At 59.6% G+C, this 6,467-nt stretch carries 6 protein-coding genes and 3 tRNA genes; 4 read left to right on the forward strand and 5 right to left on the reverse strand.

From position 1 onward, the window contains the following. Positions 1-57: 57 nt before the first annotated feature. The 4 genes from EKA13_RS25310 to folD form a co-directional block, all read right to left on the reverse strand. Positions 58-837, reverse strand: coding sequence for an ABC transporter substrate-binding protein (locus tag EKA13_RS25310; RefSeq protein ID WP_065761829.1), 780 nt, complete (start codon positions 835-837; stop codon positions 58-60). Between the two features lie 257 nt (positions 838-1,094). Further along, the gene (locus EKA13_RS25315) at positions 1,095-2,141 is read right to left on the reverse strand and encodes an ornithine cyclodeaminase (protein WP_065761830.1); all 1,047 of its coding nucleotides are present in this window, start codon (positions 2,139-2,141) and stop codon (positions 1,095-1,097) included. A 24-nt stretch (positions 2,142-2,165) separates the two neighbouring features. Continuing rightward, the gene (gene ctlX / locus EKA13_RS25320; protein ID WP_065761831.1) at positions 2,166-3,083 is read right to left on the reverse strand and encodes a citrulline utilization hydrolase CtlX; all 918 of its coding nucleotides are present in this window, start codon (positions 3,081-3,083) and stop codon (positions 2,166-2,168) included. 223 nt (positions 3,084-3,306) lie between these two features. After that, positions 3,307-4,161: a bifunctional methylenetetrahydrofolate dehydrogenase/methenyltetrahydrofolate cyclohydrolase FolD gene (gene folD, locus EKA13_RS25325; RefSeq protein ID WP_065761832.1), complete on the reverse strand. Its 855-nt coding sequence runs from the start codon at positions 4,159-4,161 to the stop codon at positions 3,307-3,309. Positions 4,162-4,446: 285 nt separating this feature from the next. Between folD and EKA13_RS25330 the strand changes: the two genes are divergently transcribed. The 4 genes from EKA13_RS25330 to EKA13_RS25345 all read left to right on the forward strand — a co-directional run bounded on the left by EKA13_RS25330 (position 4,447) and on the right by EKA13_RS25345 (position 6,169). Beyond that, positions 4,447-4,523: transfer RNA gene (locus EKA13_RS25330), tRNA-Arg, on the forward strand. A gap of 41 nt (positions 4,524-4,564) precedes the next feature. Continuing rightward, positions 4,565-4,640, forward strand: a tRNA-His gene (locus EKA13_RS25335). A 54-nt stretch (positions 4,641-4,694) separates the two neighbouring features. Next, positions 4,695-4,779 (forward strand) — tRNA-Leu (locus EKA13_RS25340). Between the two features lie 163 nt (positions 4,780-4,942). Continuing rightward, positions 4,943-6,169, forward strand: coding sequence for a tyrosine-type recombinase/integrase (locus tag EKA13_RS25345; RefSeq protein ID WP_065761833.1), 1,227 nt, complete (start codon positions 4,943-4,945; stop codon positions 6,167-6,169). A gap of 4 nt (positions 6,170-6,173) precedes the next feature. On the opposite strand, the gene EKA13_RS25350 is transcribed toward EKA13_RS25345, so the two are convergent. Next, entirely contained in the window at positions 6,174-6,389 is a 216-nt protein-coding gene (locus EKA13_RS25350; RefSeq protein WP_065761834.1) for a helix-turn-helix transcriptional regulator, read from the reverse strand. Positions 6,390-6,467: the final 78 nt, after the last annotated feature.

Raw genomic sequence — 6,467 nt, forward strand, 5'->3', positions numbered from 1 at the left:
GTCAGAAGCTGGAGTGGAGACCGCTGCGGCCAGCAGGATGGCTGGCCGCAGACAGATTTACTCGTTGTAGATATCCAGGTCGCCGACGTACTTTTTCTGGATTTCGGCGAAGGTCCCATCGGCAAGGACCTCAGCGATGCCTTTGTTCAGCAAGGCCTTCAGTTCGCTATCGTTTTTGCGCAAGCCCATGGCGATGTCCAGCGGCAAGGTGGGGTCCTTGATGGCCGGGCCGGTCTTGAAGTCGGCACCTTCGGGTTTGGCCAGGAAGTTCAGTTGGGCTTCCAGCTTGTCGGTCAGGGTGGCGTCGAGTCGGCCGTTCATCAGGTCGGCATAGTTCTGGTCCTGGGCCTGGTAGGCCTTGACCTGCGCGCCCAGCGGCGCCAGCTTGGCGCGGGCGTAGGCCTCTTGCAGCGAGCCTTGCAGCACGCCGACCTGCTTGCCTTTGAGCGATTCCGGCGTGTCGCCGAAATCAGCACCTTTGCGGGTGATCACGGATGTCGGGCTGAGGAACAGGCGGTCAGTGAAGTCGATCTGCTTCTGCCGTGCCGGGGTCACGGCCATGGAGGACATGATCGCGTCGAACTTGCGCGCACGCAGTGCCGGAATCATGCCATCGAACTCGTTGTTGACCCAGGTGCACTTGACCTGCAGCTTGGCGCAAATGGCATTGCCCAGCTCAATGTCGAAGCCTTGCAGGCTGCCGTCGGCCGCTACCGATTCAAACGGCGGGTACTCAGGGTAGACACCAAAACGGATTTCTTTCCATTCTTGAGCCTGAACCGCGCTTGCGCACAGCGCAAGGAGCAACACGCTAAGGGGCTTTCGAAACGAAGTCATGAGGGTATCCCTTGGTTTTGTAATTGATTTAGGGCAGTAAAAAATCGTGAGGCTGTTTGGGTCTTGAAGTGACTCTTCGGTCTGGCCTCAGAATGCGCGATGAGCGGTTTTTTTTTGTGTCGTTTCAGCCGGCCATGGCGACCGTAATTTGCTGTTAACAATTGCCGTGCAGCCGATTCGGCTGTGGTGTTGCCTGTTTTGGCTTTTGCACAGCCGTTTCCGACCTGCCGCGCCTGGGCGCAGCAGGTTTGGCGGGTTCAGGCGCGTTTTTTTGCCAGGGTTTCGGCAGGGTTGCGCAGCAGGGCGAAGAGGTCCTTCGGGTTGCTGAGTTCAGGCACCAGCTCGATCTGGTGGCCTATCCCGAGTGCCGTGGCCTCGTCCAGTACATAGCGCAGGGCCGAATAGTCCTCCAGGGCAAATCCGACGGAGTCGAACAGGGTCACCTGGGTGTCATTTTCGCGGCCTGCTGCCTGGCCGTTCACGACTTGCCAGAACTCGGTGGTCGGTGAGTCGGCCGGCATCTGCTGGATCTCGCCTTCGATACGGCTTTGTGGCTCGTACTCAACAATCACTCGGGCGTTTTCGACGATGTTGCGGTGCAGCTCAGTCTTGCCTGGGCAGTCGCCACCGACAGCGTTGAGGTGCATGCCTGGCTCGATCATCTCCGGGGTGAGGATGGTGGCGTAGGCCTTGTCGGCGGTGACTGTGGTGATGATATCGGCGCCGCGAACGGCGTCGGCCACAGAGCTGGCCTGAATCAGTTTCAGTGCCGGGAAGGTGCTGAGGTTGGCGATCAGCTTGGCGGTCGCCTGCGGATCGAGGTCGTACAGACGGATCTCTTCGATGCCCAGCAGGGCATGGAATGCCAAGGCTTGAAATTCACTCTGCGAGCCGTTGCCGATCAGCGCCATGCTGCGGCTGCCCGGGCGCGCCAGGTAGCGTGCGGCCAGGGCCGAGGTGGCGGCGGTTCGCAGGGCGGTGGTCAGGGTCATCTCGCTCAGCAGGACCGGGGCGCCCGTATCGACATCGCCAAGCGCGCCAAACGCCATGACGGTGAGCATGCCGCGCTGGGTGTTCTTGGGGTGGCCATTGACGTACTTGAAGGCATACAGGTTCGCATCGGATACCGGCATCAATTCGATGACACCATCGGGCGAATGGTTGGCCAGGCGCGCGCACTTTTCAAAGTCGTGCCAGCGCAGATAGTCCTGGCGGATGTACTCGGCCATCTCGCGCAGGCAGGTGCTCAAACCTTTACGAGTGACCAGGTGGCTCAGGTCGGTGACATCCAGATAACGGGTCATGCTGTTCTCCTTCTTATAATCAGTTTAGTTGCGCACGGGCAGGTGGACTTCGGCGAGCATGCAGCGGGCGCTGCCACCGCCAATGCGTTCGATGTTGTCGATGTTCACCACCACCGGGCGGCTGTGCTGTTCGACCTGTTCGCGTTGGTCGGGCTTCAGCGAAGCCCAGGCGCTACGCGACATCACCAGCAGCGGCTGGCCCTGCTTGTCGTGGACTTCGAGCATGTTGCCGGCGAAGCCTTCAAGCTGGTCGAAGTCCAGTGCCAGGATGTCTTTGCCGGTGTCGCGCAGGGAGCGCTCCAGTGCCTGCCGCTCGCTCGCATCGGGCAGGGCTTGCAGGCACACCACCGAGAGCTCAGTGCCAACGCTCATCATCACGTTGCTGTGGTAGATCGGCGCGTGGTGCCGGTCGACGGCGTGGAACACGCAGAGGCGGTAATCAAGTTGCTCGGCGAACTGGCGCAGCGCTTCGCTGTGGGTGCGCCCGGAGTGGCAGGCGTAGCTGATCCGGTGCTCGCGGTCCAGCACCATGCTGCCGGTGCCTTCGAGGAACATGCTCTGCTGCTCCAGCGGGCTCAGGTCGACGGTGGTGTTAATTGCAAAGCGCTCTTCCAGAACGCGCAGTACGCCTTTGTTGCGCTCCAGGCGACGGTTCTGGCCTTCCATCGGATACAGCACCAGGCTGCCGTCCGCGTGGCTGCTCCACCAATTGTTGGGGAAGATCGAGTCCGGGGTGTGAGGGGCAGGGGTGTCCTGCACGACCAGTACTTCTACGCCGTGCTGGCGCAGGGTGTCGACGTAGCCATCGAACTCTTCCAGCGCTTTCTGCTGTGCCTGTTCGGGGGCGAGAAAGGGTTGCTGAAAGCGGTTGTTGAAGGCCGTGTCCGGGTTGAAGGCGAACCGCGCCGGGCGGATCATCAAGACGGTATTGGTGGTTTGCATCGAGGCACGCATCCAGGGTTGGCTATGTGCCTATTGTCCGTGGGATGCCGTGTAAATCCCGGCTGAAGCCGGTGTGGTGCTCAGCCGGGAAAGCTGAATGCGGTCGCGGTGCAGCGGAATCGGCTGTGGTGAGGGCGTCGAGGGGGGGAAGGGCGATCAGGTTTTTCGGGTGCCAACAAAAACGGCACCTTCGCAGGTGCCGTACGTTCAGTTGCCTGATGCCTTATTTGTGCAGCGTTTCTGCCGCATACAAGGTGTTCTCCAGCAGGCAGGCACGGGTCATCGGGCCTACACCACCTGGAACCGGCGTGATCCAGCCTGCGCGTGGCAGGGCGGTTTCATAAACCACATCGCCGACCAGCTTGCCATCTTCCTGGCGGTTGATGCCGACGTCGATGACGATCGCGCCTTCCTTGATCCACTCACCCTTGACCAGGCCTGGCTTGCCGGCGGCAACCACTACCAGGTCGGCACGGCCGACGTGGCCTGCCAGGTCCTTGGTGAAACGGTGGGTGACGGTCACGGTGCAGCCTGCCAGCAGCAGCTCCATGGCCATTGGGCGGCCAACGATGTTCGAAGCCCCCACCACTACGGCATTCATGCCGTACAGGTCCTGACCGGTGCTCTGCAGCAGGGTCATGATGCCTTTCGGCGTGCAAGGGCGCAGCAGGGGAATGCGCTGAGCCAGGCGACCGACGTTATAAGGATGGAAGCCGTCGACGTCTTTGTCTGGGCGGATGCGCTCAAGCAGCAGCGATGCATCCAGGTGTGCCGGAAGCGGCAACTGCAGCAGGATGCCGTCGATGTTCGCGTCGTTATTAAGGCGATCGATCAGGTCGGTCAGGGCTTGCTGCGTGGTATCGCTGGGCAGGTCAAAGGCCTGGGAGATAAAGCCGACCTCTTCGCAATCCTTGCGCTTGTGCGAAACATAGACTTGAGAGGCGGGGTCGTTGCCGACCAGGATCACTGCCAGGCCAGGAGTGCGCAGGCCTTGCTGGCGGCGCTCCGCGACACGTTGGGCGATCTGCTGGCGCAGGTTGGCGGCGATCGCCTTGCCGTCGATAAGTTGTGCAGTCATGACGCGTGATTAACCATCGAGAGGGAATAAAATGAGCGCGCATTCTCGCATGACACAGCCCTAGGGCAAAGGCGCTTGGTCTGGCAAATGCTCTAAGCCCTTAAATAAAATGAATTTTTTTCAAAAAAGAGTTGACGACCCTGCCACTCGTCTATAACATTCGTCGCACTTGTCGGGCAGAGCCTAGCACTGGTTAGCAAGGTCAGGCAGAATGAGCGGATTTTGAGCTCGTTTGGCGGGACTGAAAAGTTAGTTTGTAATCTTAAACGAAAGCAGATTAAATATGCGCCCGTAGCTCAGCTGGATAGAGCATCCGCCTTCTAAGCGGATGGTCGCAGGTTCGAGTCCTGCCGGGTGCGCCATTAAGGCAGCTTTGGCGCAAGTGAAGCAGTAACGTAATATGGTGGGCGTAGCTCAGTTGGTAGAGCACAGGATTGTGACTCCTGTTGTCGTGGGTTCGATCCCCATCGTCCACCCCATATTCTAAAAGGCGCCCGATGAATAGTCCGGCGCCTTTGCTTTAAACGCTTTACGCGGACGTGGTGAAATTGGTAGACACACTGGATTTAGGTTCCAGCGGCGCAAGCTGTAAGAGTTCGAGTCTCTTCGTCCGCACCACATGTACTTTCGCTAGGTTCCGTTGAGTTCCGCGAAAGCCAAGAAACAAGCCGCCTAGAGCGGCTTTTTTCTTTTGTGGCCTTCCGCTTTCTTTCGCAGTCTGCCGCGAATTTTTAGTACAGTTCTCAGCACAGCTGAATATGACCCTCCGGAACTGTACTAAATGTCTCTCACCGATACCGCCGTCAGGCAGGCCAAGCCCAAGGAAAAGGACTACACGCTCAGCGACAGCGATGGTCTTTCACTGTTCGTCGCGACTGTCGGCACCAAGTCTTGGTACTTCCGCTATTCATGGCACGGCAAGCAGCCGCGCTTCTCGTTTGGTACCTACCCAGAAATCTCCCTGCGCGAAGCCAGAGAGCTGCGGGACGAAGCCCGTGCCCTGGTTGCCAAGGGGATTGATCCGCGAGAGCAGCGCCGAAAGACCCACGTTGAGGCTGGCGAGCGTGCGGGGAATACCTTCGAGGCTGTGGCCAACCGATGGCATAACTTCAAAGCCTTGCGGTTGACCGACGCCAAGAAGGGCAGTGCCGCCCAGTCGCGTCGGTACCTGGACAAGGACCTAATCCCAGCGCTTGGCCGGATGCCGATCGCTGATATCAAGCGCGCGGATGTACTGAAGGCCGTTCGCCGCCTGGAGGAACGCGGTGCGCTGCATGTCGCAGAGAAGTGCCGAGGCTGGCTGAACGAGATTTTCCGTTATGCCATTGCCGAGGGCGTCATCGAGATGAACCCGGCCTCAGACATCGATATCGTGGCGGCCATCCAGCCACCGGTTAAGCACAACCCGATATTGCGCCGCGATGAGCTGGGCGAGTTCCTGCGCAAGCTGCGAGCCTCGGGTATGTCGATGTTCACCAAAAGCGCGATCCGCCTGATGTTGCTGACCATGGTGCGCACGATTGAGGCGCGCTCGGCATCACCGACCCAGTTTGACCTGGACGAGGCGCTGTGGCGCATCCCTCCGGAGGGGGTAAAGCAGTTGCGAAGCCGTGTTCGTACTGAAAGTGGGGAAATTCCGCCGTATCTGGTGCCACTGTCGCGGCAGGCGGTAGGTGTAGTGCGGGAGGTGCTGCAGATGACCGGGCGTTGCAAGCTGCTGTTCACCGGCCGGAACGATCCCAGCAAGGTGATGAGCGAGAACACTATCAACGTGGCCATCAAGCGAATGGGGTATGAGGGCAAGCTGACCGGCCACGGCATACGTGGAACGGTATCAACCGCCCTCAATGAGATGGGCTACAACAGAGATTGGATTGAGGCACAGCTTTCTCACGCAGACCCCAACAAGGTGCGGGGCTCGTACAACCATGCGGAGTACGTGGAGCAGCGGAGAACGATGATGCAGGAGTGGGCAGACTATCTCGACAAGCTGGAGGCGGGCGAGTAGCCCGTCAGCTCTGTCCACGGGCTGCTGCGATTTGAGCGTTTGCCCACTCTTGGACCTCGGCCCTGATCCAGGCCACGGACTTGGTGCCCAGTTTGACTTGGCGGGGGAACTCCCCCTGCTTGGCCTTCTCATAAATGAAGGTGGTGCCCATGCCGGTGATTCTCCGGACCTCAGGTAGTTTGATGAACTCGATGTCTTCGGTGGCGCGTGCTGTGTTCATAGGGGCTCCATACCGCGCATGGCGGCTGCTCAGTAAAGGGGGAGAGATTCCGTGTTAAAGGGGGGATTTCGAGGTTGA

Source organism: Pseudomonas defluvii (assembly GCF_001695625.1).
In the GTDB taxonomy this organism is placed as follows: Bacteria; Pseudomonadota; Gammaproteobacteria; order Pseudomonadales; family Pseudomonadaceae; genus Aquipseudomonas; species Aquipseudomonas defluvii.

Bases quoted from the DNA above. Each gene is read 5' to 3' on its own strand.
- EKA13_RS25310 (WP_065761829.1), bottom strand. From the start codon at position 837: ATGACTTCGTTTCGAAAGCCCCTTAGCGTGTTGCTCCTTGCGCTGTGC.
- EKA13_RS25350 (WP_065761834.1), bottom strand. From the start codon at position 6,389: ATGAACACAGCACGCGCCACCGAAGACATCGAGTTCATCAAACTACCT.
- ctlX (WP_065761831.1), bottom strand. From the start codon at position 3,083: ATGCAAACCACCAATACCGTCTTGATGATCCGCCCGGCGCGGTTCGCC.
- EKA13_RS25315 (WP_065761830.1), bottom strand. From the start codon at position 2,141: ATGACCCGTTATCTGGATGTCACCGACCTGAGCCACCTGGTCACTCGT.
- folD (WP_065761832.1), bottom strand. From the start codon at position 4,161: ATGACTGCACAACTTATCGACGGCAAGGCGATCGCCGCCAACCTGCGC.
- EKA13_RS25345 (WP_065761833.1), top strand. From the start codon at position 4,943: ATGTCTCTCACCGATACCGCCGTCAGGCAGGCCAAGCCCAAGGAAAAG.